This window comes from Roseovarius sp. (genome assembly GCF_040223625.1).
In the GTDB taxonomy this organism is placed as follows: Bacteria; Pseudomonadota; Alphaproteobacteria; order Rhodobacterales; family Rhodobacteraceae; genus Roseovarius.
Genome location: NZ_JAVKFX010000074.1, coordinates 60,308 through 84,029, shown reverse-complemented (window position 1 = coordinate 84,029; position 23,722 = coordinate 60,308). Strand labels below are relative to the sequence as shown.

The window sequence follows — 23,722 nt, the reverse complement described above, 5'->3', positions numbered from 1 at the left end:
CATGTATGACGTCGACACGATCCGCGCCGATTTTCCGATTCTCAGCCGCGAGGTGAACGGCAAGCCGCTGGTCTATCTCGACAACGGCGCCTCGGCCCAGAAGCCGCAGGTGGTGATCGACGCGATCACCCATGCCTATTCCCACGAATATTCCAACGTGCACCGCGGCCTGCACACGCTGTCGAACATCGCGACCGAGAAATACGAGGCGGTGCGCGGCACCATCGCGCGGTTCCTCGGCGTGGCGGATGCCGAGCAGATCGTGCTCAACACCGGCACCACGGCGGGGATCAACATGGTCGCCTATGGCTGGGCCATGCCGCGGATGGAGGCGGGCGACGAGATCGTCCTGTCGGTGATGGAGCATCACGCCAATATCGTGCCCTGGCATTTCCTGCGCGAACGGCAGGGGGTGAAGCTCAAGTGGGTGGATACCGAGGCCGACGGCGCGCTCGACCCGCAGAAGGTGATCGACGCGATCGGACCGAAGACCAAGCTGGTGGCGATCACGCAGCTTTCGAACGTGCTGGGCACCAAGGTGGACGTGAAGGCGATCTGCGACGCGGCACATGCAAAAGGCGTGCCGGTGCTGGTGGATGGCAGCCAGGGGGCGGTGCACATGCCCGTCAACCTCGACGAAATGGGCTGTGATTTCTACGCCATCACCGGGCACAAGCTTTACGGCCCGTCCGGCTCGGGCGCGATCTTCGTGAAAAAGGAGCGGCTGGCCGAGATGCGCCCCTTCATCGGCGGCGGCGACATGATCCGCGAGGTCAGCAAGGACGAGGTCACCTATGCCGACCCGCCGATGAAGTTCGAGGCGGGCACGCCCGGCATCGTCCAGACCATCGGGCTTGGCGTGGCGCTCGAGTACATGATGGGGCTGGGGATGGAGAACATCGCCGCCCACGAGGACCGGATTCGCGATTATGCCGCCCAACGGTTGAACGGGCTGAACTGGCTTCACCTTCAGGGCAGGGCGCCCGACAAGGCCGCGATCTTCTCGTTCACGCTCGACGGGGCGGCCCATGCGCATGACATCTCGACCATCCTCGACAAGAAGGGGGTGGCGGTGCGCGCGGGTCACCATTGCGCCGGGCCGCTGATGGATCACCTCGGGCTGACGGCCACCTGCCGGGCGTCTTTCGGGCTCTACAATACCGAGTCAGAAGTCGACACGCTTGTCGAGGCGCTGGAGCTGGCACACGAGTTATTCACCTGATTCTTCGGCGGATTCGGGCCGGAAAGCGGCCAAAAACCGGCCAATGTGCGTCAACTAGGCAACACCCGCCAATCTCTTGCGCCAGTCTCCCGGATTTCATCGCGGTAACGTGAAAAGACGGTCGACAAAGGAATTAATTCGTTGTTTTATCCACCGTGTTTAATGCGAAAGGAGCTGCCCTTATGAAAGTGATCAAGCTTATCACGCTGCTGGCAATCGGCTTCGGTGCAACCGCCTGTGCTCAACAGCAGCAGGAAGAGCCCGCGCCGATGGTCGTTCCGGAACCGGTATACGACAAGTACGGCAACCCGATCTGATCGAACGGTCTCTGACCGCTCGACCATTTCTGGTGAGTATAAAACATCAAGAGGCCGCATTCCCGCCAGGGATTGCGGCCTCTTAACCTTTTCGGCCGGGGAAATGTGACGGCCGGAAACGTGACCGCGGGCGCATTTCGCGATTGCAGGGCGCGCGCGTGAAAGCTATACCCCGCCGCGTAGGCACCTGTAGCTCAGCTGGATAGAGCGCTGCCCTCCGAAGGCAGAGGCCAGAGGTTCGAATCCTCTCAGGTGCGCCAACACTTTCAGATACTTAGCTGGTGTTTTAGGCAGGGCGCGCAGGTTCATTGAACTATTTCACCACTTTCAGCGTCCCAAATTCCAAGGCTTGCGCGGCATCTTTCAGGTGATCCGGCGCGAATCTGGCGTAGGTGCGCTCGGTCGTCGCGGTGTTCGTGTGACCGAGCATCTGCGCGATCTTCACCATCGGAACGCCGGCGGCTGCCATGTGAACCGCGCCGGTGTGACGCAGGACGTGCGGTGACACGTCTTTCAGTTCGGCATTCTCGACAGCTCGGGCAAACCCGCGCTTGATCGACTTGACCGGCTTCCCTCCCCACTCGATGACATAATCCGACAGCGCCGCGGCGCGGGCGGTTTCAAGCGTGCTGCGCAGTAGCCCGTTGATCGGAACGATGGCGCGGCCCTTGCGGTGGCCTTCGCCTGTTCGGAGGTTCACGAACCCCCGATCGAAATCGACGCGGTCCCATGTGAGCTCCAACGCGGCCGTGACACGGGCGCAGGTCGTGAGCATCAGGATGATGGCCGTCTTGATGTGCGGTTCGCATGGCGCCGCCAAGAGCGCGGCGATCTCGGTCTCGGTCAAATGCCGGTCGCGGGGTGCGGGCTGCGGTGGCCGCTCGATGTAGGGCGCTCGATCAATCAGGTGGTGCTTCTGCGCCCAATTCAGCACGATGCGCAGATGGTTCATCCGCGTCCAGATGGTTCCGTCGTGCTTTCCCTGCGCGCGCCAGGCTTCGATCTGGGACCGGCAATCCTCGGTCGTGATCTGCTCGGGGCGGAAGTGACCGAAGGCCGGCAGGACAGCCTTTCCGGTGTGCCGCATGGATTCGGCGATGGTCCGCCCTTTCCTGTCATCTCTATAGGCTTCCCAGAGTGATGCCACGGTGGCGCCCTGGTTCGCTGTCGTCTCTTTCAGGAATCGGTCGCGGCCTTCCGCTTCGGCCTCCGCTCGCGTGCGTGCCTCAAGCTGATAGCGCCGCCGCGTCCCTGTTTCGTCGTGCCAGTAGACGCAAAATCCGCCGCGCAGGCGTCCGATTGTGATGTCTGGCATTCGATTTCCTCCACGGCGTCATACGGTATACGGATCATGCGGCCGACTCGGAAGCCGCGCAAGTCTCCGCTTTTCACCATCTGCCGAACGGTCTCGGCGCTGCATTGCCAGCGATCTGCAAGCATGTCGGGGGTGTAGGGACGCGCGGTCATTTCTTTGTCTCCCTGATGATCTGTCGGATGGTCTCGGCCATGCTCACGCCGCGTCGCATGGTGAGCTCGTAAAGCAGCCGGTAGTCCTCTGGCTCAAGAAAGGCCGTTATCTGGCGCTTGGTTTTTCCGCCTGGTGGATCTGCGCGACAGCGCTTTCGCTTGTCAGTCATATCGCCTCCGGATCGATGTCGTCAGGTGCCCCGCAGTTCCGGCAATGGCCTTCATCTCCTTCGAGCCATTCTTGGTATTCCTCCCACTCCTCCTCGCTCGCGAAGTGGAAGTCCGGCTTGAGGAGATCGCCGCAGAAGTCGCACCAGAAGCCCTGTTCCGTTCGGCTGAACCATGCGCCAATCATTGCACCACCTTTGGCATCTGATCCCACACGCGCCCGTCCAGCGTGCGCCCGGCGAGCTTCTTGCCGGTGCGGCGCACCGTGGCGCCGTCCGGAAACTTGTGATGATCTCCGGGGCCCTCGATTTCCGAGACACTGACGAACTCACCCCATTGCTTGAAGAAGAACGGCACGCCAGCTCCGGTGTATTGGTCGCGGATCATGCGCGCCCAGTCGGGATGCATCGGGCGGGCGAAGGGGCCGCTCTCGCCGCCGACGATCACCCAGTCGATGCAGATTTCATCGGGCGGATGGCAGGTGCATTCCGCGCCGCCGTCTTGGATCCAGCAAGCGCTCTCATGAAGCCATTCCGTCAGGTTCACCTGCCCCAGCAACGGCTCGGCCGAGACGAAGCGCACGGCGGCCGGTGTCTCGAGCAGCTGCGGAATGCGCTCGTCGGCGCGGGTCTGGTCCTCGGCCGACACGCCGAGCCAGACGTTGGGGAGGGGGTATTGATGGAGGCGGACGACTTCCGCGCCGGCTAAATTCGCTATGGTTTCGGCGTCTTCGTCCTGCCAGGGAACTGCCGAAAGGGCAACTCTGAGGTTCATGTCCAGAGCTATATCGCATGCTTCTTCCATGATGCGGCGATGGGCCAATGGCACGTATTCCTGCATCCGGTCCGCCCGCTTGGTCAGCACCTGAAAGCGGTGCTGGGGGCAGAGCGCCATGACGGCAAAGACCTGGTCAATCCACTCGTCGGGCACGTCCTCGTGGAATAGATCGCCCATGCTATTCACAAACCAGGTGGTGGGCTTCTTGCGGTGCACGGGGGCGGCGAGGACATGCTCAGGCGCGAGGGCCAGCTTGCCGGTCCAGACGGGGCCGCCGCGGCTCATCTGTGTGAGGCCGGCGTAATGCGGTGTTGCCGAGTTCTGGCCCAGACGGTGCGCCATCCGCATGGCATAGCAGTTGGTGCAGCCAGGCGAGACCACACTGCAGCCGACGATCGGGTTCCACGTCTTTTCCGTCCACTCGATCTTGCTCATGCTGCTCTCACCTGTCTCATTGCGTGTTCTCCCCACTGCTTGGCCACCGCTGCCATCATGCCGGGGAAGGATCGACTGCGAAGGCGGGCGCGCTCGGGCCCGGGGGGTAGGCGGTGGACGTAGTTCCACCGCTTCCACTCGGCGCTATCGCGCTCGGGCTCCGTTAGGCGGTCAGTTTCTTGCAGCGGCGGCAAGCCACGCAGATACCACCCAGTGTTCTTGTATGCGGGCTCGCCGAACCAAAACGGCTGGACCATGTGCGGTGCGGGAAGGTCAGCCGGCATGCGGTCGCGGGCGAGGTCGTTCATTTCGGGGTTTTCAATTGCGACCCGGTCGATGGGCGCCTGCCAGCAGGCGGTGAAGACCGAGACGCCGAGCTCGAATTCGGTGCGCATGTCAGCGAGTGTGCGGCCGCGCGGTAGCAACTTGGGTTTGGTCCATTTGCCGGGGCCGGACATCCAGCGACGTCCCGATCGACAGAGCCGCGTGCAGGGCGGGTGCATCACACAGAGCAGATCCCATCCGTCCTGCAGTATCCCGTCGCGTACGTCGCAGATCATGTGCCGGTTGCTGCCATCCTCGGCAGGCTCCAAGTCGCAAGACCAGACATTGTGCCCGCGCGCCATGAAGGCGCGACGGGCGATGCCGGAGGTTTCGCAGGCGATCAGGATGCGCATACGAACCGTTTCCTGTCAGCGGCCGAACATCACCGGCAGGCCGGTGTTCTCTGCGACGCGCGTCGCGATCTGGGCGAACTCCGCCTGGATGCGGTAATCAACGCGGCGCCAGACAAAGCCGAGTTTCAGACCATCTGGTTGCGGCCGGAACCGGAAAGACGCCTTGATGTCGACCGGCTCCTCGCCCTGGAACAGTGGGATCTGCAGCGTGAACTGCGTAGGAACCTTGATGTCGCCCTTGGTGTGGGTCTCGGTTTCATAGCGAAGGCTGCGTTCGCCGGTCTGTAGGCGAGTGGCCGCCTTGAATGCCACGCCCTGCGTTGCCTCCAGTTCCCGCGCAACCTCGATCATGTCGGCGGGGTCCGGATCGATGATGTCCTGCGCGTTTTCGTCGAGGAACTCCGCGAACGCCATCTGGTCATGAAGGATTCCCTCCATGGCGCTCCAGCGCTTGAACTCCTCCGACCTCCGAAGCTTCAATGTTGCCTTGTGCTTGCAGGGCTGCGCGTTCAGCGTCGATTCAAACGTGCCGTTGTTGCTGAAATGCCAGTCGAGGACGGCGGTCACCGTAAGTGCGTCAACATCCGCGATCAGGATCGACCGGGTGTCGCTGAACCTGTTCGTGTAGGTCATCAGAGATTGGGCGTCATCGGTCTGCAATGATTGCTCGATGCGCGGAGGCAGGGCATACGGATCAGAGATATCCTGCAGTGTCATGCCTTCCGGCACGAAGGCGTGGCGCTTGCCGTGCTCGCCATTGATCACCGGGTCCGCGATGCGGGCGCCCTCGATCGCTGCCTGCAGGGCAAAGATCGGAATCATGCTTTCCGCGGCTTCGATCTGGATTTCGTCGGGGGAGTTCTGCGTGTGTCTTGCCATCTGGTTGTCTCCTGTGCTCGATGGTGGGGGTTACTCGGCGGCGTCTCGAGCGCGGTGGCGCTCGATCTCGTCCTCGATGTCCATCTGGTTCGGGTCGCGGCGGCTGGGCTCGCCTTCGTCACCCATGAAGTAGATGCCGACGCCCATCTGCTGCTGGGGCACCTTCGAGGTAAGTTTTGGCTGACATTCGATCTGCCCAGCCTTGTTGAGCTTGAACGGCAGTTTGATGGTGATCTCGCCATCGCCGCCGGTTTCGCCCATGGCGGCGATTACCTTCTGCAGCTCGTCGTTGCCCTGGCGAATGAGTTCCCCTCGGCGAAAGCCCTGCAGGAACTCAAGGAAGTTGAGGGTGTGTTTGGGCATCTGGTGGTCTCCTCAGTTTTGCCTGGCCGGATTGGCCGTCATGGTTTGCAGGGTGCGCTGGTGGAACCGCTCGATCTCGTTGACGAAGTCCGCGAGGAACTGCTCGTCACCGTCGGTGACGTCGTCGCCCTCGTCAGCGGCTGCCATCTGCATGGCCCAGAGCTCGGCCGCACCGGCGAAGAAGCAAGTGCGCATCACCGCGACTTGGTCGGGCTGCGCGCCGGGGTAGACGTAACGCTGAAAGCACTTGAAGGCTGTGTCGATCAGCTTGCCCTGCCGGGCCAGCTTGACCAGTTTCGGGCGGGTCAGGGCGCGGAACTCTTTGGGGGTCACAGGTCGAGCCCTCCGAAGCTCCGGTCGGTCGGGCGAACGATCGCCACGGTTTCGAGGATGAGGAACGGCTCGCCGGTCTTTGCGGCCATGCCCTCGGCGGCGTTGCGTGCGTCGGCCAAGGTCGAGTAGCGCTGGCGCGGTTCGGTCTTGTGGTGGGGCTTCGACGGCTTGCGGCAGATCATCCAGAAGCGGGCAAATTGGGGCAGATCAGGCATATCTTTTGACATTCAGAGAGAACGGTAGCGGCTCAAACAGCACCCAGATGTGGAACATTTCGGCCTCGTCAACTATTTCAGTTTTCGGTGGATAAACCTCGACAGCCGTTCGCTCGGGCCCCGCGATTTCATCCTTAATGCGCTGCATTTCATGCCATGTCGGCCGGTCGCCACTCAGGCTCGAAACCGCCAAATGAGTGGCCGTGCCGACGTCTCTTACGAGAACAGAGAAAACGCGGTTCCGGCGCACATGATCGACTTGGCCAAGCCATCCCGGCTTGAAGCGCTCTGGGTTTTCTAAGCGTTCCCAAGGCCCCCATTCTCCAGAGCGTCTGAGCTTCCGCTCTCGCATCAACAAACGTTTGCGTTCCTTAGTGGGTGCGAGCATTAACGGATTGCTCCGGCGAGTAGCGCCTTGCTTTAGGTTGAGGGTCAATCGTCGTTCTCCAGGATTGCCAGCAGCGCCGTGGCGCTCTCGCGTTCGTCGTCGCTGACTGTTTCGTCGGCAATCACCCGGCAGGATTCGATCAGCATCCGGTCATCGTGACTGGTCAGATCGGCCCGCACAGCGCGCGCCTCGGCGAGCGTCATGCGGGCCGGGCCCGGCAGGGTGGTGGCTTGGGCCGGGTGACAGGTGATGAAGCCGTCGGCCTCGATGTCGGCAGGGCCGGTCACGGCTGGCCCCCGATAAACTTCCGGGCTTCGATCCCGGCGGCGATCTGAGCGCTCATGATAGTGCTGAATACGTGGGCGGCCGTCACTGCGATCAGAGAGACCGTGACAATGATCAGCAGTTTCTCGCCCCACGGGGCGGGCATCGGGCGCGTGTCGGCGGTGGGTCGGAACGGATCGTTCATGCTGCCTGCTCCTGGTTCATGGCGTCGTGCATGCGACGGGCGCGGCGCGCCCAGGCGGTGGCGGCGTCGGCCATAGTGGTTCCAGTGCCTTGCACGCCGAGGATGGAAAGCTCCGCTTCCAGCGGGCCCCAGTGGCCGTGTTTCGGCTCCATGGGCTGTGCGTCGATTGCGGTGCCGCCGTGCTCCTCAACGGCGAGGCGGGCGGCGTGGTCGCGCGAGGCGGGCCCCAGCGTCTCGAAATGCAGGGCGAGGTCGAAGCGGATGGCGTCGAGCTGGTCGGTGGTCATTGAACGCCCCTTTCGCCTGAGTGGGGCAGGTCGCCCTTGAGGAACATCAGGGCCGTGGCGGGGCTCTCCGAGTTCCAGACGGCCTCGGAGATCGCGTCGTCGCTTGGGTCGATCCCAAGCAGCTCGGCGATGATCGCGGCCAGCCGGTCGGTTTCGGTGGTGAGCGCGTGGGTGCACTGCAGGAGGGCGAGGATGCGGCACTCGGTGTGGCGATCGGGAATGAGGGGCGGATTGCTCATTTCGCCGCCGCCTTTTCGATCTCGTCGATCTTTTGGCGTGCCTTATCCGGCGTCAGGAAGCTGTCGTTCCAGGCGTCAAGGCAAAACAGTGCGAGGACAAGGAAAAGGGCGAAGCCGGCCCACTGCATGGCCGTGCTGTCGGCGAGGATGCCCGGGCCGAAGAGGATACCAGAGAGCAGAAGAACCTGCCCCGTCTGCCGCCATATCGACGGTTTGCCCTTGTGGGTGTTGTCGATGATCCGGATTGTATGCATTTCAACGCTCATGCCGCACCCTCCGGTCCGCGATAGGCGGGCAGGATGATGCCCAGCTGTGCGGCACGGCGCAGGACGCGGGCGCGGACGGCGGGCTTGAGTTGTTCCAGTGCCTCGGCGGCTGTGGTCGGCATGTCCGGGTCGGGCGCCTTCTGGCGTGCTGCGCCGGTGCAGTGCTGTACGATCGGCAGGTTCTCGGTGTTCACCGGCTGGCCGCGTGCTGCCTTCAGGATTGTAAAGGCATGCAGGCGGGCATGCTCATCGTGCCGGTGCGCGTTGGTCGCGATCTCGAGCGCATGGGCGATTTCTGGGGTGATCATGTGCAGGACCTCCGTGGTTTCCCGAATGGAAAATCATGGAGAAAACTTCTACTGTCAATTAAAAAATGGAGAAAAATTCCATTGCAAGAACGCAATGAGAACACCAATCTTCCCGGATTACGGGAGGGGAACCATGCACTACTCTTTTAGGGATGCGCTTGTTTTAATTGTTGCAAGGCTGTTCAGAGCGCGTGTCGCGCGCATCCATCACCTGGCGTTGTACGTCACCATTTCGATCAAGAGGCGGTCCCGGTATTTGTCCGGCACGTCGGACAAGTCGCCGCGGTAAATGAAGTCGAGTCCGAAGCCATACATATGAGCAATGGCTTCCCCTCGCTGAATGTCGAGCCCCATGGCGCCCTTCTCGATCTTGGTTAAGGTGCTTCGATCGAGGCCGATGCTGTCGGCAAGCTGGGCCTTGGACATGGCCATTGTCTCACGCAATGCCGTGACTCTTGGTCCGACGCGCTCGGGCCGGCTTTCGTGTGGGATGAGTTTATCAACAAGGTTTTTCATGGTCCCGGTGTGGCAGAAGTGGAAAAAATCTCTATCGAATTTAATTCCTTCTTGACCAATGGAGATAAATTCCACTAGCCATTGAAGCTATGGAACGAATTTCCACCATTCGAGAGCTCGTGGAGCAGTGGCCGTCTCGGCGAGAGTTTGCGGCGGACGTCGATGTGCCCGTGGAGCGCGTTCACAAGTGGGTCGGCGCGAACTCGGTGCCGGTGCGCTATCACCGGTCTGTTCTTGACGCGGTTGGACGGCGTGGCCTGATCTTCACGGCGGAAGATCTTGTCGATATTCACTGTCCTGCTCAGCAGGGTGCAGCATGAGCGAACTAGCTCCATTCTGTTTCGGGCAGGCCAAGTTCTGGCCAGTAGACGCCGTCGATTGCAGACCGAAGGGCCCGAACTTCGGAGATCAGCATGGTTTCTTCGGCAACAACTTTCCCGTCGGCGAGTATGACATCGCGCAAAGCACCCGTAAGTCGGTCAAGCTGGTCGTCGTCAAGTCGGGCGATCGCGTCAATGGTTGTTGGAAGGCTTTCCCGGTACGGTCGAGATCGCGACATAATACTTGCCAGCTGATCAAGGACCTCGATCGTGACGTGGCGACCGTATCTTTCCGCGATGTACGGTTGCTCAATCTCATCTTCGATGTATCGACAAATCACGTCCAGTTCGGCGGGGTGCAAAACCTCGTCGCAGCGGGCGGCGCTAACCAAGAGGCGCAACTGAAATCTAAGCGCATCTCGGACGGCCTTTGCGGTCCGGAGCGTTTCCGCGTGTGCCGGATCGACCTCGTGACCTGGCCCTTTTCCGGCCGGGTAGAAATCAGCGATGTTGAGATACATGGTTTCACGGAAGAATGCGTCGGTCTCGATGATCTCGCCAACGTCACTGATGAAACACTCGATGCGATCGCAGCGAAATGTGCGCATGGCGCGACGCTCATGGCAAATAGCCGTCAGCATCGGGGCGTTTGGGCCAGTGCGCATTTTGAGCAAGGTGATCCGTCTGCGCGTCTTGTTTCCGTCGGCGTCACAGTAATCGATGATGCAATAGACTGGTTCGAGGTCGGCCTGACCTTCGGCTTTAGGCTTCTCGAGGGTGATCATTTCAGCGTGATCATGATCACTGACCGGCGGAGGAACGTGCGGTCGGGTTTTAATCTCCGGCAGCGCCGGCGGTGGCGTTTCTACTGCGGGTGCTCGTACGGCGAGCCATTTCAAAAGTATCATGCGAAAATCCATTGCTTGGAACTGCACGGTGAAGTTGAGCACTGTTGCGCGATTCTCGCAACTGAAGGCTGTCTCGCATGACGGCGCCGGTGGTGATCGATGTGTGCGGGGTTCCATGGCCAGACCATGCCGTCGCCGCCCGCATACCCCAAGGAAAAGGGGTTTCCCATGGCTGAGCTTCGTGCCCTAATCAACGCCCAGGTCGCGGCGCTAATCGACGGCTCTTTCGGCTGTCTCGACGCTGCCGCCAGTGCGATCGACGCCCGGCTGCGGACCAGCGTGAGCAAGGGCACGCTGTCGAAGCGACTGCAGGGCCAGTATGGTTGGCCGGTCGATGAAATCATCGCGCTCGAGGATGCGGCGGGACGCCATCCGGTAACCCGATTGATGGCCCGGCGAATGGATCCGGACGGAGAGACGGCGAGCGGTTCCATCCTGATGCATGCCGGGTGCGTCTCGAAGGAGACGGGCGAGGCGGTGAGCGCCATCCTCGCAGCCCAGCAATCCCAAGCTGCCAATGACGGGGCGCGGGCGCTGGCAGAGATCGATGAGGCGATCGAGGCACTGCAGCGGGCGCGTTCGGTGGTTGTCGAGACTGTGGCGGGACGGGGGGAGAACTCATGAGTTTGTCGCCAAAGAAACCTCAGGCTCAACCCGCTCTTAAGCTGAGCGGTGCCGGGTTGATGGGAAAATCCGGCCCTGAAGCGATTATTCCGCTCCGCCGGGATTCCGAGGGTAGGCTGAGCGAAGCAAGCGGGATACCTGCCAAGCCTAAGCGCAGCACGTTACCGGCCGACTGGACAGAGTATCATGACAGCCGTTTGCGGAACGCGAAGGGGCGTTACGGGCAGATCGCGAAGCTGTCGGATGAATGGGGCATCGCGACCGGCGCCCTGGTCGCCCGGTGGCACCTGCTGCGGGCCGGGGCGGCGCCGGCGCGGGTGGAGGTAAAGCAAGTCAAGCCGGCCAAGCCGATCCTGCGTGAGCCAATGCCTTTCGAACGGATGCGGGCCGCGGTGACGCCCCAGATGGTCGGCGTGGTCGACTACCTGCAGAGCCGGGGAGAGGTCTATGCCGCCCAGGCAAGCTGGGATCTGAGGATGGCCCGCAACGCGTTGATGCGCTGTCTCGAGCGCAACGAATCGCGACTGCGCGCGGCCGGTTGGCATGTGAAGATCACGCTTGAGGGTCAGCAGCGCAACCTGCTCAAGCTGGAGATGCTGTCGTGAGGGCGCCGCAGGCATCCCCGGTGCGCGGCGGGGTAAATCCGCGACTCTTCCCTGTTGGACTAGGGGCGCGTGGCGTGTCTGCGCGCCCCCTTTTCAGCAGTTACCCATCCGCTGGGCGCGTGGCGGTCATCGCGCGCCATCTGTCCAGACGGCCGACAACCAGGTCGCTTCTGAACTGCCTCAGACTGCCCGCCGGGTCCGGTTACCGCCACCCGGCGGGTCTTTTGCTTGGGGTGCCGCAATGTTGACGCTTCCGAATACCCCGGCTCGCGAGAAGGAAATCTCGGACATTGTCGAGTTTGTTCGGGCGCGGTTGATGTCCGGCGATTTCACGGAGGTCATACTCGATCAGGAGATTGCTTCGGAACCCTCAGATGATGGTTTTGAACGCTATTCGCTAACGGGCGGCTTTACTTTGACGTGCCGTCCGCGCACCGAAAGAGGGTCGTCACAATGACACAGAACCGCTCCTCCGCCGTCATGCAGCAGCGCCACGTCGCGCCGGACGCGCTCGACGACTTCCCGACGCCGCCTTGGGCAACGCGGGCGGTCTGTGAGTTCATCAAGACGACGTGCAGTCCGGGCCCGCTGTCGACGGCCGAGGATCCGGCGGCGAACCGGGGCCACATGGCACGCGTCCTGGCGGAGTATTTCGGCGAGGTCACCGGGGCCGACTGCCACGATTATGGTGCGGGCTATCCGGTGCGCGATTTCCTGTTCGGCGAGCTGCCGCCCCGGCGCGACTGGCGGATCACCAACCCGCCGTTCCGGCTGGCAGAGCCGTTCGTAAAGCGGGCGCTGGCTTGTTCCGACAACGTCGCCATGCTGGTCCGCGTTGCGTTCCTTGAAGGCACAGCGCGGCACCGGGATCTGTTCGCCGCGCTGGCACCGACCGACATCCTGTTCTTCTCCGAGCGCGTGGTCATGTGGCAGGGCGAGCTCCTCGACCCTGACGTGCCGGTCACCACCTGGAACGAAAAGAAGGGCGTGTTCGAAACCCGCAAGCCAAGCACCGCCACCGCCTATTGCTGGTGCCTGTGGCGCGCGGGGCGGCGCGGTGACCGGCGCTACGATTTCATCCCGCCGGGGTCGCGGGCGCATCTGACGCGGTCGGGTGATTACCCACCGCTGCCCGAGCATCTGCGGCCGCGCGAGGGTGGACTGATCGGGGAGTTGCTATGACCCGTCAGGCCTTCACCTCGATGCCACCGGCACAGCAGGCCGGGATCCTCTGCAATGACCCGCACTTCCGGGAATACGTCGGCCGGCACTGTCTCGGCCTAAAATGGCCGGTCAGCGACAGCGCGGCGGCGCATTACCTGCGCGACCTGTGCCGGATCGCAAGCCGGCGCGAGCTCAATACCGATGACGCGGCACGCCGACGCTTCGAGGCGCTGCGCACCGATTTCGACGCATGGGCGGGCCGTTTGGCCCGGCCGCAAGGGCGCTAGGCGCCCGACCTCCGGAGCGCCCGCCAGAGGCGCCTGGGGTTCCCTGTGAGGCAGGGATCACATTTCCGGCCCGTCGCCGCCCGTCAGAGGCGGAGCGGGCGATGTCAGGCAAGGAGGCGAGGGGCATGGCCACCGCATTTCAGGACGTGTTGACGAAGCTCTCGGCGCAGAAGGCGGCGCTGGACGGGCAGATGAAGGCGGTGGAGTGCCTCGAAGAGGCGCGCGAGACGCTAGCCGGTCTCGGCTTCGATGCGGCCGTATCGGCGAAAGAGGGGCGGTTGCGTTTGGAGGTCCGGCTCGAGCCCGTGCGCGCTTTACCTAAACCTGACGAAACTTCAGGAGGGTCGGCAGATCCCGGGCTGATAGCCGATGATGTGTCGCCTCCAGAACCGGTGTCGCATCCGGGGCAAGGTGTGCAGTCGTCGATTGTCACGGGTCCATTCTCGGATGCAGAAATCCAGACCATCATCAAGATGTACATCGAGGGAGCCGGTCCCACGAGGATCGCCGCAAGTCTGGGCAGAAGTGTGCGATCTGTCGAAAGCAAGATCCGTCGCCTCGGACCACAGATAGAGCAGGCGGAGCGGGCGCAGGTTGAAGCCAAGCTTGCTGTTCCAGTGAATACGCCCGAGCTCTCAAATCCTCCTGATCAGTTGCCTGCGATCAAGTTCGTAGTCGATGGGAAGAAGCCTGCGATTGAGCCGTCGTCGGATTACATCACGGGTCCATACAGTGACGACGAGAAGGCTGCGATCGAGCGCATGGTCTTGGATGGTTTTGGTGCCGATGAGATCGCCGCCAGCTTGGGGCGCCGGACCGGGCCTGTGGCGATGCATGTCCGGCGAGTCAAGGCGCGGCAGGACGCGGGCAGGCCGGCAGAGGGGTCGGGTGATCCGTCCACTGCATCGCCGGCTCAGACGGCGCCACCGCAGCCGTCGCCACCGCAGCCGTCGCCACGGCCATCGACAGTCAGCGAGCGCCACATCGAGAAGCATCTCGACAAGCTGGGGTATCAGGGCGACTGGGCAGCCGCACGGGATCTACAGCTTGCCGAGATCATCGCGCGCGGAGACGGGATTGCCACCGCTGGGGCGGTGCTGCGAGTGAAGCCGGACAAGGCGCGCGAGCGGTGGTTCGCGCTTAACACTAGGCGTGGTGACATCGACCATCAGGCGCGCCTGTTGCGCGTCCTTCGGAGGCGGGCGAGCGCATGAGGGCAGCTGCTCAGATGCAGGATGGAAGCCGCGTCATCGACGCTTCGGAATGGCGTCAGCAGCGCTGGGGTTGGCTGGAAGGTGTTCGCCGGGATGCCGATCTGAGCGCCACCGCGCGGCTCGTTGCACACGTCCTGGCGCTCGATTTCGTCAACGTCCGGACCATGCGCTGCGATCCGTCCTATGGCGAGATCGCGCGCCTGATCGGCACCCATGAGAAGACCGTAAGCCGGGCCGTTTCGCAGCTCGTCGAGACCGGATGGCTGACCCGCGCGGGGGGTATCGGGCGGTCCAATCACCCCTCCTACGGCTTCATAACACGGGCCCAGATCGTCCACCTAAAAGGGGACAAAAATGTCCACCTAAAAGGGGACAATACTGTCCGGTTTTCGGGGTCTCAAAAGGGGACAGAATTGTCCGCAAAACCGGACAAAAATGTCCGGGCGCATAATAATGCTGAACCATGGAAAAACCATGGCGCGGGCGCCCGCGCGAGCGCGCAGGCGTATACGCGCGCGAGAGGCGGCAGGGTTTCCAGCAATCCACTCGTGGCCAAAGAGGCCGAGCGCGCCGTTGGCAGATGGCGGGACGGGCGAGCCGACGCATTCGATGGTCTGAAGGGGTACGTGATCGACCACATCCTCGGGGCGGGGCTCCTGACCGGCGACGAGATCGCCCAGGCCTTCCCGGAGCAGAGCAGTGAAAAGGGGGAAAGCGATGACGGGCAGTGAGACTATGACCGCCGAGAGCAAGCGGGCACGGGTGCGGCGCCTGCTGATCGAACCACTGATCGCCGATGGCTTCCGGAAGCGGCAGAAGGACGGCGACGAGGCGCACCAGCACTTCCTGGACCGGCTCGCAGACAGCGTGGCCTACATGAGCGACGATGGCCTGCGGGGGCTGCGCCGGTGCTTGTCGACGAAGGGCGAGGGCAGCGCCCGGCATTTCTGGCCGTGCTTCGCCACCATCATCGGGCATGCCGAGGCGTTCGAAAAGCGCCCGCTGGCGGAGCTTCCCGAGCTGCTGCGGTGGTTCGCCTCGAAGGCCGGCCCAGCGGCGCTTGAAGCCGGCAGGCACGTTGAGGAATACGAGTTCTGGAAGAAGTTCAAGCGACCGCCCACGCATCCCGAGGATCAGCACAAGGTGGCCGAGAAGGCCGCCCAGTGGCAGAGCAAGGCCCAACGGGTGCGCGAGGAAATCCAGCGGCTCGGCAAGGCGCGTTGGCCCCAAGACCGGCAATGGCTCGACTGGTACGAAGCGCAGGGCGAATACGTGCGCGAGCTGATCGAGGGGAAGGCGGAATGATCACACTGCGCCAGACCATCCCGCAAAAGCCCCAGCGCCCGCGGGGCGAGACGGGCAAGGAACTGATCAGCGTGCGCGGCCTGTTGGAGTGGGCCTTCGGGGTCGAGTTCGCCTCGCTGGAGTATGATGAGGTCAGCGCGGCGCTCTATGGCCGATCCTTCGCCGGTATCGGTGCCGAGTATCGGATCATGCAGCAGCTGGCGCTTGGCAAGGGCCGGGGTGAAGGTGTGCGTGTCGATACATCCTTTGGCACCAGTCACCCTCATGACGATGCCGAGATGGTGGCGACGGTCTTGCGTCATACAGTGCGCTGGTCGCTCGCCGTTCAAGTGGCCGAGCTGTCCCGCTCGGGAAGATTGCCGGATTGGGGTGCTGGCGCCCGGCCTCGCTGTGAGCCTGCCGAATGGCGACGCTGCAAGCACGGGCTCTATGCGAGCACCGATCGTGGTGACCGCTGGACTTTCGTTTCTGCGGGCCGGGTCAAGCGCGTGGAGGGACGGATCTGCCCTATCGTCTACCGGGACACGGCACGGGAACTGGCGGCGCGGCGGCGCGCATATCTCGACTGGTGGGGCGCGCTTTTGTCAGTGAAATCAGGATTGAATGCCGTCGACTTGCGGCGGTTTGAAGTGACTGAGGCGATGCCGCCGATGGAGCCGTGGAAAAAATCATCTTGACTTCAATCTCACTCTGTTGACATCTTGCCATCGAACCGAATTGCGCCCGGAGCGGAGATCCCGCTGCCGGGCGTCTTCGTGTCCGGGTGGAGCAGATGGTAGCTCGCGAGGCTCATAACCTCGAGGTCGGCGGTTCAAGTCCGCCCCCGGCAACCACATCCCTTGAGCAGGAAGGGAGCCGACGCCTGTCGCGGGCGATCGGGCAGTGGAGGGCCAGTCGCAGGGTTCGGTGCGGCTGGCCCTTTCCATTTTGGGTAACGGCTTGGGCGAAGGTCGAAAGGGTGCAACATGGGCAAGCTCGCAGGACGTGGCCTCACCTCGAGGTTGGGCCGACCAGCATCCCGGTTGCGTCGATCGGAGACGGTAAGCCGGGACCAGGAGCGCGCGGCCTCGCAGCCTTGGCGCAAGTGGTACTCGACGGCCAAGTGGGCAGCGCTGAAGAAACGGGTGCACCAGCGTGACGACTGGGTTTGCCAACAGACTGGTGTGCTGCTGATCGGCAAGCATCCGGCACCCAACAGCCCGGTCGCAGACCACATCGAACCGCATCGCGGTGACCCTGAGCTCTTCTGGGATGAGAGCAACGTGCAGACGGTCAGCAAGTCCTGGCACGACAGTGAGAAGCAGCGGCAGGAACGTCGCGGCGACGCCTGACGGCAAAGGGGAGGGGGGTCCAATCCCTGGGGGCCCTCGGCCCTGGAAACCCGCCGCCCCATAATCGAGAGAGTTTTTTCCTGTGAAACCAGAAAATCCCGCCGACACCGTCGAATGGGACCTCTTCGGAAATCCGGTCGAACCGCTGCGTGATCGACGCGGGCGCCCCTCGTTTGCGAAAAGCAAGGAAAATCAGGACTTTGTGGCCGTTCGTGCGGCTGCTGGATGGACGCATGGTATGATCGCGACCGCCATCGGCTGCGATGAGAAGACGCTGCGCAAACATTTTTCCCGTGAGCTTAAAGAGGGCGCATTGATCGTCGAGGGTGATTGTCTCGACGTGCTGTATCGCAAGGTTCGCCAAGGGCATGTGCCATCGGTGCGCCAGCTTCGTGAAGCGATCGGCGGCGTTGCCCCGGCCGCGCCGCGTAACAATTCGAGCCTCGACGCGGAAGAAGATGGGCCCGAGGCGCCGATCGGAAAGAAAGAGCAACGCTTGCGTGACGCGCAAGATGTCCCGGCTGATTGGGGCGACATCGAGGATCGGAGGCGTACGCATTGAGCTTCGAGGGTTGGGATTTCAGCTGCCCGGACTGGGAGGTAAAGCTTCGGAATGGCCAAACGCCAATTCCGGATCTTCCAATTGACGAAGTCGAAGGTGGTTGCGCGGTCGACTACTACAACAAGCTTCGACTGCCGGATGTTCCTGGCCAACCGACTTTGGGCGATGTCTCGGGAGAATGGTTCCGCGACATAGTGCGCGCGGCCTTCGGGGCCGTCCACAAGGCCGACCTCAAGGGCACGACGGTGCTTCACCGGATGGTCGGCGAGCTGTTCCTGCTCGTGCCGAAGAAGAACTCGAAAACCACGAATTCGGCCGCGCTCGGGATCACCTGGCTGTTGATGAACACGCGACCGAACGTGGACGGCATCATCGTCGGGCCGACGCAAGAGGTTGCCGACAAGTGCTTCGAGCAAGCCTCGAGCATGATCAAGCTGGATCCCTATCTTGAAAAACGGTTCCAGGTGATCGACCACAAGAAGACGATTATCGATCTGAAGATCAACGAGGAGACAGGAAAACCGCGTAACGCGAAACTGAAGATCAAGAGTTTCGACCGCAAGGTGGTGACCGGCTCGATCCCGGCGTTTGCCATCATCGACGAGCTGCATGTCATGGCCCAGAGCCATGTGGCCTCGAAGGTGCTCGCACAGATCCGCGGTGGCATGATCACGAACCCCGAGAGCTTGCTCGTGATCATCACGACGCAATCGGATGGTACGCCCACAGGTGTCTTCAAAGAAGAGCTCGACTATGCTCGTGCGGTGCGCGACGGCGCGATCAGCGATGATGTCAGGATGCTCCCGGTGCTCTACGAGTTCCCTGAGAAGATTCAGGCAGCGGAGAACAAACCCTGGCGCGACACGAAGCACTGGCCGATGGTCCTTCCGAACCTCGGTCGCTCCGTGTTTCTCGAGCGCCTCAAGTCCGAGTATCGGACGGCACGAGAGAAGGGTATCGAAAGCGAGACAGTCTGGGCGTCGCAGCACTTGAACATCCAGATCGGGCTCGGGTTGCATACGGACCGCTGGGCGGGCGCCGATTACTGGCTGAAGGCAGCGCGCCCCGAGCTAACCTTCGAAGCGATCATCGCAAACTCAGATGTGTGCGTGGTCGGGATCGATGGCGGGGGGCTCGATGATCTATTGGGGTTCGGGGTGCTCGGCCGGCACGCCGAAACCCGCATATGGCAACACTGGGGCCGGGCATGGGGTGATGCCGCGTTCGTGCGGGAGCGCCGCAAAAGCATCATCCCGTTCCTCGAGCAGTTCGAGAAAGACGGCGATTTTGAGTTCGTCGATGATCTCCAAGAGGCCTATGAGGAGATCGCGGAAATCTGCGTTCAGTTGCGGGAGGCGGGATTGCTGCCGGAAGCGGACGGCATCGGCATGGATCCGGAAGGTGTCGGGCCGATCGTAGATGCGCTGATCGAGCGCGAGTTCGAGATCGAGGACATCCGCGCGATCAGCCAGGGCTACAAGCTGAACGCGGCGATCAAGTCGGCACCGGTGAAGCTTAAGAACGGCACATTCGTTCATTGCGGTCAGCCCGTGATGGCCTGGTGTGTAAGCAACGCGAAGACCGAAAACCGGGGCAACGCGCAGATTGTCACCAAAGCCGCCTCCGGTACCGGAAAGATCGATCCGCTGATGGCTCTGTTCGATGCCGTGCAGCTGATGAGCTGGAACCCGGTCGCGGCTCGATCGCGCGCCTTCGAATACACGGGGATGTAAGATGGGTCTGATGAACCTTTTCCGCTCTTCGAGCTCGGAGGTCGCGGTTTCGCCGCGCGAAGAGCCGCCGATCACCGCCTCGGGCGAAGGCGCGGCCAGGGAAAGCCAATGGAAGGGGTTCGTGACCGCTGGCGGACCGGCGAAATCCGGCGTGCGTGTGACTGAAACCTCGACGCTTTCCATTCCTGCCACGCTGCAAGCCTTGCGCATCCTGACAGGCGTCTTCGCCATGACGCCTCTCCACCTGTACCAAAAGACCAAAAAGGGCCGCCTTGACGTAGAGGGCAGTCCCGCTTCGCGGCTATTCCGGATCGGGCCCAATACACACCAGACACCATTCGCTTTCTTCGAGCTTATGATGGCGGATCTCTGCCTCTCCGGGGATTTTTTCGCCTACATCAGCCGGAACGTGCGAGGTGAACCGGTGGCGTTGACGCGCCTTCAACCAGGCCATGTCCTGCCGGTGAGCTATTTTGATCGCGCCGAGGGAACGACCGTCTTTTTTGATGCGACCCTGCCTGATGCGACCCATGAACGGTTTCCGTCTCGGGACATCCTGCATATTCCAGGGTTCAGTCGCAACGGGATCAACGGGTTGAACCCGATTCAGTATGCGCGCGACGCCATAGGCGGCTCGATCGCGACGGCAGATCACGCGGCGCGTTTCTGGAACAAGGGCGGTCGGCCCTCGACCGTGCTGACTACCAAGGAGAAAGTCGGCCCCGACGACAAGCGGCGGATCCGGGAAGATTGGACCAACCTTTATGCCGGGCCTGAAGGGTCGAATACGGCAGTGCTCGATCAGGATCTCAAGGCCGAGTTCCTGTCGCACAACATGAAGGACAGCCAGTTCCTCGAAACTCGGCAGTTCCAGGTCGTTGACCTGGCCCGGATCTGGGGTGTGCCGCCGCATCTGATCTTCGATCTGTCGCGGGCAACATTCTCGAATATCGAGCAGCAATCGCTCGAGTTCGTGATCTTCCACCTCGGCCCGCACTACGCTCGCGTCGCACAGGCCGCGACCAAGGCCTTTGCGTCTGAGGGTTTCTACTTCGAGCATGTCACCGATGCACTCGTGAAAGGCGACATCAAGAGCCGGATGGAGGCCTACTGGCTTGAGCGCCAGATGGGCGCGGCCAATGCCAATGAGATCCGTGCTCGGGAAAACCTGCCCGACATCGATGGCGATGCCGGCACGGAATACTGGCGCCCATCCAACATGGGTATCGCCGGTGAACGACCGGCGGTTCCGTCCGGATCGGACACAAGCGGAGAGTAACCATGAAAAACGAACTGAACGCCCTGGCGGCGGCCGTTCGGTCGCAGCCCTGGGCCATCATGCCCGACTACCTGGATGCGATCGAGGCCATCGTCACACGGGCACTCGATGAGGATGTGCTCAAGCGCGTAGCTGGCGATGGTCATATCGAAAGCATCGCGGCCAGCTACTCAGCTGTCGCGGCCGTCGGCACGCGCCTGGAAGGCGCTGGGATGAGCACGGTACGGAACGGCGCGTCTGTCGTGCCGCTCCTGGGTCCAATCTTTCCGCGCGCCTCGATGATCAGTGCCTCGGCGGACGGCACGTCGCTGGATGCATTCATGCGGGATTTCCGCGTTGCGGAAGATTCGGCCGATGTCGAGCGGCACGTGTTGCTGGTCGACAGCCCGGGGGGTGTCGTATCTGGTTTGGGCGAGGCTGCAGAAGGCCTGCGCGCCTCGAAGAAGCCGCTGCTGGCCTTTGTGACCGGAAACTGCGCCTCCGCGGCTTACTGGCTAGCCTCTCAGGCGAGCGAGATCGTTATGGATCGATCGGCCGCCGTCGGTTCGATCGGCATCGTGGCGTCGCTCTCACGGCAGGAGGCCGCAGATGCCAACGGTCGCCGGTCTTACGAGATCGTTTCAAGCTCGGCGCCGAACAAGCGGCCAGATCCTTCGACCGAAGAGGGCCGGGCAGCGATCCAGAAGGACATCGATGCCGTCGAGGCAGAGTTCATTACAGATGTCGCCGCAGGCCGTGGGGTTTCGGCGGCGCGCGTTCGGGCTGATTTCGGCCAAGGCGGAATGCTGGGCGCGGCGCGGGCCGTCGAGGCCGGCATGGCAGATCGCATCGGCACGCTTGAAGGCGTGCTTTCTCAAGGATCCGGGCGCACCCGGTCAAACCAGGCAGGCCGTCGTGCGCGGGCGACTGCTGAAATCGAGACGCGGCGGCGCGCCGCAACGAGGAGCTGAACATGGATAAGATCCTGGAGCTGAAAGCCCGCCGCGCGGGCATTCATGATGAGATGGATGAGCTGATTGCCTCCATCGGAGATGAGGAATGGACGGAGGAGCAGACCGCCAAGTTCGAAGAGCTGAAGGCGGACGACGACAAGGTTGCGGCCGAACTCGCCCGTCTCGAAGACCTGGAACGCCGCCGGGCCTCCGCCGCCACGCCGGCACAGCCTCTGCCCGGTGTCACGCCGCCCGCGCAGGGTCAGGGTGAACCCGCGCCCGCGCAGCCGAAAGAGCCGGGGCTGACGTTTGCACGAATGGTGCGCACGATCGCTGCGGCCGGTGGCAACGGCTACGTCGCGCAACAAATCGCTGAAGCCAATGGCGACAGCGCGCTCTTTGCCAACCAGAACATGTCCAACGGCACTGCCGGTGGTTTCCTTGTTCCGGAGGATGTTTCGCAAGAGGTGATCGAACTGCTGCGTCCGGCCAGCGTCGTGACGTCGATGGGGCCGCGCATTGTTCCGATGCCCAACGGGAACATGACCACCAACCGGCGCGCGTCCGGCGCGAACTTCGCCTATACCGGCGAGCAGCAGGATGCACCTGCCACGGGCTACACCTTCGGCCAGGTCAAGCTTTCGGCGAAGAAGCTGACCGGGATCATTCCGATCTCGAATGATCTTCTTCGCACCAGCTCGACCGCGGTGGATCGCATGATCCGCGACGATGCCGTTGCGGACGGTGCGCAGATTCAGGATCGCTACTTCCTGCGCGGCGGCGGCACGGAATACGCCCCGAAAGGCCTCCGCTACCAGCACCAAGGCACGGCCTATGTGTCGACCCATGTGCTGCCCATGACGGCGAGCCCGGACCTTCAGAGGGTCGACAACGATCTCGGCCGCCTTGAGCTGGCACTTGCAAACAACAACGTGGTGGTGACCGGTGCGCACTGGATCATGTCGCCGCGCACCGCGATGTACCTGACCAACCTTCGCGACGGAAACGGGAACAAGGTCTATCCCGAGATGGCCAGCGGCCAGCTTCGCATGAAGCCGGTGCACGTAACCACCGAGATCCCCGACAACCTCGGAAGTGGCGGCGACGAATCCGAGATCATGCTCGCGCATCCCGGCCATATTCTGGTCGGCGAGCACATGGGCATCCAGCTCGCGATGTCGACTGAGGCGGCCTACAAGGACGCCAACGGACAGATGCAGGCTGCATTCTCGCGCGATGAAACACTGATGCGCATGATCATGCAGCACGACATTGGCCTGCGCCATCTGCCAGCCGTCTCGATCCTGACCGGCGTGACCTGGGCGCCCGGTAGCTGAACCAACGGGCCCGGTTCGGGCCCGTCCTTTCCTGGTCTGATCAAAGGAGACCCATCATGACTACGCAACTTCGCAACATCGGGGCACTGATTTCGGTGCTCCGCGCCTCGGCCAACGTTGCTGCAACTGCCGGCGGCTCGGGTGACGACACCGAGGTCGTCGGCGCGATCATCGACCGTGCCGAACATGGCATGCCTCAATCCGGCGTACTCGCGATCCCGTTCTCGGCAACGCTCGCCGAAGGGGAGACCCTGTCGGTTTCTACCGAGATCGAGAGCGGCAATGAAGATGACCTGGGCGACGCCGCGACGCTGAACACGACCGCCTCCGCAGTGGTTGCAACTGGCCCGAGCGGCGGCGGTACGGTCACCGGCACCGTGCAGGTCGACGTCGCTTTGATGGGCGCTGGCCGCTACGTCCGTGGCAAGTTCACCCCGGACCTCAGTGCCGCCGACACCGATACGGCAGCCCTGTCGTCGGTGCTTGTGCTTGGTGGCGCGGATCGGCTGCCGCAATGAAGGTGGTGAAGTTCCTGCGGTCGCATCGCATGTATCAGCCCGGCGAAACTGCCGGGTTCGACGATGCGACGGCAAAGGTTCTGATCTCCAGCGGTGTCGCTGTCGATCCGAACGCCAAGCGTGCCGAGCCGGTATCTGAAACGCCTGATGCAGGCGCGGTAGAAATCGCGGGCGCAGGCGAACAATTGGCGGAAGGCGTGCATCTTGTGAAGGGGCCTGCAGAAGCGCCGAGCAAGAAGCAGAAAACCACCCGATCGTCGAGCAAGAAGGGCTAAAG

At 62.6% G+C, this 23,722-nt stretch carries 37 protein-coding genes and 2 tRNA genes; 20 read left to right on the top strand and 19 right to left on the bottom strand.

Features of this window, described 5'->3' with window-relative positions; translation table 11 throughout:
* Position 1: 1 nt before the first annotated feature.
* The 3 genes from RLN94_RS21585 to RLN94_RS21575 all read left to right on the top strand — a co-directional run bounded on the left by RLN94_RS21585 (position 2) and on the right by RLN94_RS21575 (position 1,799).
* On the top strand, positions 2 to 1,222 hold the full coding sequence (locus RLN94_RS21585) for a cysteine desulfurase (RefSeq protein ID WP_350158364.1): 1,221 nt from the start codon (positions 2 to 4) through the stop codon (positions 1,220 to 1,222).
* Between the two features lie 182 nt (positions 1,223 to 1,404).
* Positions 1,405 to 1,539 carry a hypothetical protein gene (locus RLN94_RS21580; RefSeq protein WP_300895847.1) on the top strand — a complete coding sequence of 45 codons (135 nt, stop codon included), beginning with the start codon at positions 1,405 to 1,407 and terminating at the stop codon, positions 1,537 to 1,539.
* 183 nt (positions 1,540 to 1,722) lie between these two features.
* Positions 1,723 to 1,799: transfer RNA gene (locus RLN94_RS21575), tRNA-Arg, on the top strand.
* Positions 1,800 to 1,852: 53 nt separating this feature from the next.
* Here the strand turns inward: RLN94_RS21575 and RLN94_RS21570 are convergent.
* From RLN94_RS21570 to RLN94_RS21480, 19 genes are all read right to left on the bottom strand, one after another.
* A complete protein-coding gene (locus tag RLN94_RS21570) occupies positions 1,853 to 2,830 on the bottom strand; it encodes a tyrosine-type recombinase/integrase (RefSeq protein WP_350158442.1) in 978 nt (325 codons plus the stop codon).
* Positions 2,716 to 2,979: a helix-turn-helix domain-containing protein gene (locus RLN94_RS21565; protein WP_350169596.1), complete on the bottom strand. Its 264-nt coding sequence runs from the start codon at positions 2,977 to 2,979 to the stop codon at positions 2,716 to 2,718. The genes RLN94_RS21570 and RLN94_RS21565 overlap by 115 nt, the downstream gene beginning before the upstream one ends.
* Before the next feature lie 23 nt (positions 2,980 to 3,002).
* Complete coding sequence (locus RLN94_RS21560) at positions 3,003 to 3,176, bottom strand: hypothetical protein (RefSeq protein WP_350158366.1); 174 nt, start codon at positions 3,174 to 3,176, stop codon at positions 3,003 to 3,005.
* Positions 3,173 to 3,361 carry a hypothetical protein gene (locus tag RLN94_RS21555; protein WP_350158367.1) on the bottom strand — a complete coding sequence of 63 codons (189 nt, stop codon included), beginning with the start codon at positions 3,359 to 3,361 and terminating at the stop codon, positions 3,173 to 3,175. Before RLN94_RS21555 ends, RLN94_RS21560 begins: the two co-directional genes overlap by 4 nt.
* A complete protein-coding gene (locus RLN94_RS21550) occupies positions 3,358 to 4,386 on the bottom strand; it encodes a DUF5131 family protein (protein WP_350158368.1) in 1,029 nt (342 codons plus the stop codon). The genes RLN94_RS21555 and RLN94_RS21550 overlap by 4 nt, the downstream gene beginning before the upstream one ends.
* The gene (locus tag RLN94_RS21545) at positions 4,383 to 5,063 is read right to left on the bottom strand and encodes a hypothetical protein (protein WP_350158369.1); all 681 of its coding nucleotides are present in this window, start codon (positions 5,061 to 5,063) and stop codon (positions 4,383 to 4,385) included. Before RLN94_RS21545 ends, RLN94_RS21550 begins: the two co-directional genes overlap by 4 nt.
* A gap of 15 nt (positions 5,064 to 5,078) precedes the next feature.
* A complete protein-coding gene (locus RLN94_RS21540; protein ID WP_350158370.1) occupies positions 5,079 to 5,942 on the bottom strand; it encodes a DUF2303 family protein in 864 nt (287 codons plus the stop codon).
* A gap of 30 nt (positions 5,943 to 5,972) precedes the next feature.
* On the bottom strand, positions 5,973 to 6,305 hold the full coding sequence (locus RLN94_RS21535) for a YfdP family phage-associated protein (RefSeq protein ID WP_350158371.1): 333 nt from the start codon (positions 6,303 to 6,305) through the stop codon (positions 5,973 to 5,975).
* 12 nt (positions 6,306 to 6,317) lie between these two features.
* Positions 6,318 to 6,638: a hypothetical protein gene (locus tag RLN94_RS21530; protein WP_350158372.1), complete on the bottom strand. Its 321-nt coding sequence runs from the start codon at positions 6,636 to 6,638 to the stop codon at positions 6,318 to 6,320.
* Positions 6,635 to 6,853 carry a hypothetical protein gene (locus tag RLN94_RS21525; protein WP_350158373.1) on the bottom strand — a complete coding sequence of 73 codons (219 nt, stop codon included), beginning with the start codon at positions 6,851 to 6,853 and terminating at the stop codon, positions 6,635 to 6,637. Before RLN94_RS21525 ends, RLN94_RS21530 begins: the two co-directional genes overlap by 4 nt.
* The gene (locus tag RLN94_RS21520) at positions 6,846 to 7,289 is read right to left on the bottom strand and encodes a DUF7694 domain-containing protein (protein WP_350158374.1); all 444 of its coding nucleotides are present in this window, start codon (positions 7,287 to 7,289) and stop codon (positions 6,846 to 6,848) included. Before RLN94_RS21520 ends, RLN94_RS21525 begins: the two co-directional genes overlap by 8 nt.
* Positions 7,286 to 7,528 carry a hypothetical protein gene (locus RLN94_RS21515; protein WP_350158375.1) on the bottom strand — a complete coding sequence of 81 codons (243 nt, stop codon included), beginning with the start codon at positions 7,526 to 7,528 and terminating at the stop codon, positions 7,286 to 7,288. The genes RLN94_RS21520 and RLN94_RS21515 overlap by 4 nt, the downstream gene beginning before the upstream one ends.
* Positions 7,525 to 7,710: a hypothetical protein gene (locus tag RLN94_RS21510; RefSeq protein WP_350158376.1), complete on the bottom strand. Its 186-nt coding sequence runs from the start codon at positions 7,708 to 7,710 to the stop codon at positions 7,525 to 7,527. Before RLN94_RS21510 ends, RLN94_RS21515 begins: the two co-directional genes overlap by 4 nt.
* Positions 7,707 to 7,997, bottom strand: a complete 291-nt coding sequence (locus RLN94_RS21505; protein ID WP_350158377.1) for a hypothetical protein — start codon at positions 7,995 to 7,997, stop codon at positions 7,707 to 7,709. The genes RLN94_RS21510 and RLN94_RS21505 overlap by 4 nt, the downstream gene beginning before the upstream one ends.
* Positions 7,994 to 8,236 (bottom strand): hypothetical protein, encoded by a 243-nt coding sequence (locus RLN94_RS21500; protein WP_350158378.1) that lies wholly within the window; start codon positions 8,234 to 8,236, stop codon positions 7,994 to 7,996. The genes RLN94_RS21505 and RLN94_RS21500 overlap by 4 nt, the downstream gene beginning before the upstream one ends.
* Entirely contained in the window at positions 8,233 to 8,502 is a 270-nt protein-coding gene (locus RLN94_RS21495) for a hypothetical protein (protein WP_350158379.1), read from the bottom strand. The genes RLN94_RS21500 and RLN94_RS21495 overlap by 4 nt, the downstream gene beginning before the upstream one ends.
* A complete protein-coding gene (locus RLN94_RS21490; protein WP_350158380.1) occupies positions 8,499 to 8,810 on the bottom strand; it encodes a hypothetical protein in 312 nt (103 codons plus the stop codon). Before RLN94_RS21490 ends, RLN94_RS21495 begins: the two co-directional genes overlap by 4 nt.
* 207 nt (positions 8,811 to 9,017) lie before the next feature.
* Positions 9,018 to 9,326, bottom strand: a complete 309-nt coding sequence (locus tag RLN94_RS21485; protein ID WP_350158381.1) for a helix-turn-helix domain-containing protein — start codon at positions 9,324 to 9,326, stop codon at positions 9,018 to 9,020.
* A gap of 325 nt (positions 9,327 to 9,651) precedes the next feature.
* A complete protein-coding gene (locus tag RLN94_RS21480) occupies positions 9,652 to 10,431 on the bottom strand; it encodes a tellurite resistance TerB family protein (RefSeq protein ID WP_502949486.1) in 780 nt (259 codons plus the stop codon).
* Between the two features lie 291 nt (positions 10,432 to 10,722).
* Between RLN94_RS21480 and RLN94_RS21475 the strand changes: the two genes are divergently transcribed.
* The 17 genes from RLN94_RS21475 to RLN94_RS21395 all read left to right on the top strand — a co-directional run bounded on the left by RLN94_RS21475 (position 10,723) and on the right by RLN94_RS21395 (position 23,720).
* The gene (locus RLN94_RS21475; protein WP_350158383.1) at positions 10,723 to 11,178 is read left to right on the top strand and encodes a hypothetical protein; all 456 of its coding nucleotides are present in this window, start codon (positions 10,723 to 10,725) and stop codon (positions 11,176 to 11,178) included.
* The gene (locus RLN94_RS21470) at positions 11,175 to 11,783 is read left to right on the top strand and encodes a hypothetical protein (RefSeq protein ID WP_350158384.1); all 609 of its coding nucleotides are present in this window, start codon (positions 11,175 to 11,177) and stop codon (positions 11,781 to 11,783) included. Before RLN94_RS21475 ends, RLN94_RS21470 begins: the two co-directional genes overlap by 4 nt.
* A 453-nt stretch (positions 11,784 to 12,236) precedes the next feature.
* Positions 12,237 to 12,965, top strand: coding sequence for a hypothetical protein (locus tag RLN94_RS21465; RefSeq protein ID WP_350158385.1), 729 nt, complete (start codon positions 12,237 to 12,239; stop codon positions 12,963 to 12,965).
* A complete protein-coding gene (locus tag RLN94_RS21460; RefSeq protein ID WP_350158386.1) occupies positions 12,962 to 13,234 on the top strand; it encodes a hypothetical protein in 273 nt (90 codons plus the stop codon). Before RLN94_RS21465 ends, RLN94_RS21460 begins: the two co-directional genes overlap by 4 nt.
* Before the next feature lie 125 nt (positions 13,235 to 13,359).
* Entirely contained in the window at positions 13,360 to 14,448 is a 1,089-nt protein-coding gene (locus RLN94_RS21455) for a hypothetical protein (protein ID WP_350158387.1), read from the top strand.
* A gap of 14 nt (positions 14,449 to 14,462) precedes the next feature.
* The gene (locus tag RLN94_RS21450; RefSeq protein ID WP_350158388.1) at positions 14,463 to 15,179 is read left to right on the top strand and encodes a helix-turn-helix domain-containing protein; all 717 of its coding nucleotides are present in this window, start codon (positions 14,463 to 14,465) and stop codon (positions 15,177 to 15,179) included.
* Positions 15,166 to 15,753 carry a hypothetical protein gene (locus RLN94_RS21445; RefSeq protein WP_350158389.1) on the top strand — a complete coding sequence of 196 codons (588 nt, stop codon included), beginning with the start codon at positions 15,166 to 15,168 and terminating at the stop codon, positions 15,751 to 15,753. Before RLN94_RS21450 ends, RLN94_RS21445 begins: the two co-directional genes overlap by 14 nt.
* On the top strand, positions 15,750 to 16,430 hold the full coding sequence (locus RLN94_RS21440) for a hypothetical protein (protein WP_350158390.1): 681 nt from the start codon (positions 15,750 to 15,752) through the stop codon (positions 16,428 to 16,430). The genes RLN94_RS21445 and RLN94_RS21440 overlap by 4 nt, the downstream gene beginning before the upstream one ends.
* Before the next feature lie 79 nt (positions 16,431 to 16,509).
* Positions 16,510 to 16,586, top strand: a tRNA-Met gene (locus RLN94_RS21435).
* Between the two features lie 132 nt (positions 16,587 to 16,718).
* On the top strand, positions 16,719 to 17,084 hold the full coding sequence (locus tag RLN94_RS21430) for an HNH endonuclease (protein ID WP_350158391.1): 366 nt from the start codon (positions 16,719 to 16,721) through the stop codon (positions 17,082 to 17,084).
* Positions 17,085 to 17,166: 82 nt separating this feature from the next.
* Positions 17,167 to 17,646, top strand: coding sequence for a hypothetical protein (locus RLN94_RS21425; protein ID WP_350158392.1), 480 nt, complete (start codon positions 17,167 to 17,169; stop codon positions 17,644 to 17,646).
* Positions 17,643 to 19,379, top strand: a complete 1,737-nt coding sequence (locus tag RLN94_RS21420) for a terminase large subunit (protein ID WP_350158393.1) — start codon at positions 17,643 to 17,645, stop codon at positions 19,377 to 19,379. Before RLN94_RS21425 ends, RLN94_RS21420 begins: the two co-directional genes overlap by 4 nt.
* A gap of 1 nt (position 19,380) precedes the next feature.
* Positions 19,381 to 20,658 (top strand): phage portal protein, encoded by a 1,278-nt coding sequence (locus RLN94_RS21415; RefSeq protein WP_350158394.1) that lies wholly within the window; start codon positions 19,381 to 19,383, stop codon positions 20,656 to 20,658.
* Positions 20,659 to 20,660: 2 nt separating this feature from the next.
* A complete protein-coding gene (locus RLN94_RS21410; protein ID WP_350158395.1) occupies positions 20,661 to 21,608 on the top strand; it encodes a S49 family peptidase in 948 nt (315 codons plus the stop codon).
* Between the two features lie 2 nt (positions 21,609 to 21,610).
* Positions 21,611 to 22,927 (top strand): phage major capsid protein, encoded by a 1,317-nt coding sequence (locus RLN94_RS21405; RefSeq protein ID WP_350158396.1) that lies wholly within the window; start codon positions 21,611 to 21,613, stop codon positions 22,925 to 22,927.
* A gap of 56 nt (positions 22,928 to 22,983) precedes the next feature.
* Positions 22,984 to 23,445 (top strand): hypothetical protein, encoded by a 462-nt coding sequence (locus RLN94_RS21400; protein WP_350158397.1) that lies wholly within the window; start codon positions 22,984 to 22,986, stop codon positions 23,443 to 23,445.
* Entirely contained in the window at positions 23,442 to 23,720 is a 279-nt protein-coding gene (locus tag RLN94_RS21395; protein ID WP_350158398.1) for a hypothetical protein, read from the top strand. The genes RLN94_RS21400 and RLN94_RS21395 overlap by 4 nt, the downstream gene beginning before the upstream one ends.
* Positions 23,721 to 23,722: the final 2 nt, after the last annotated feature.